Genomic DNA, 663 nt, shown 5'->3' with positions numbered 1-663 from the left:
CCGGCCTGCCGATCGCGCACGGCACCCTGGCCACGCTCGCCGAGTCCGCCCGGGAACCGCGGGAACCGTGGTCGGCCGGGAGCAGGCGGGCGCTGACCGCGCTGCTGGGCGCGGGGGAGGGGCTGGTCGACGTGGTGGAGACGCTGGAGCGGGCCGGGTTGTGGGCGCGCCTGTTCCCGGAATGGGGCGCGGTGCGGGACCTCCCGCCCCGTGAACCGGTGCACGCCTGGACCGTGGACCGGCACCTGGTCCGCACCTGTGTGGAGGCCGCCCGGCTCACCACGTCGGTGGCCCGGCCGGATCTGCTGCTGCTCGGCGCACTGCTGCACGACCTCGGCAAGGGACGCGGTGCGGACCACTCGGTGCTCGGGGCGGAGATCGCCGGGCAGGTGGCCACCCGGATCGGCCTGTCCGCCGCGGACACCCGCACCGTCACCCGGCTCGTGCGGCACCACCTGCTGCTCCCGCACACCGCCACCCGCAGGGACATCGCCGAACGCGCGACCCTCGACCGGGTGCTGGCGACCCTGGACGGGGACGTCGACCTGCTCGACCTGCTGCACGCGCTGACCCGCGCCGACGCGCTGGCCACCGGCCCCGGGGTGTGGACGGACTGGCGCGCCGCACTGGTCGGCGAGCTGGTCGACCGCTGCCGCGCGTCGG

At 76.8% G+C, this 663-nt stretch carries 1 protein-coding gene; it reads left to right on the top strand.

The window, feature by feature from the left end; genetic code table 11:
• The coding region (locus SACPADRAFT_RS28655) for an HD domain-containing protein (RefSeq protein WP_007027891.1) at positions 1–663 on the top strand (663 nt) is incomplete at both ends.

The organism is Saccharomonospora iraqiensis subsp. paurometabolica YIM 90007 (assembly GCF_000231035.2).
Taxonomy (GTDB): domain Bacteria; phylum Actinomycetota; class Actinomycetes; order Mycobacteriales; family Pseudonocardiaceae; genus Saccharomonospora; species Saccharomonospora paurometabolica.
This window is presented reverse-complemented; position numbering and strand designations above follow the sequence as displayed.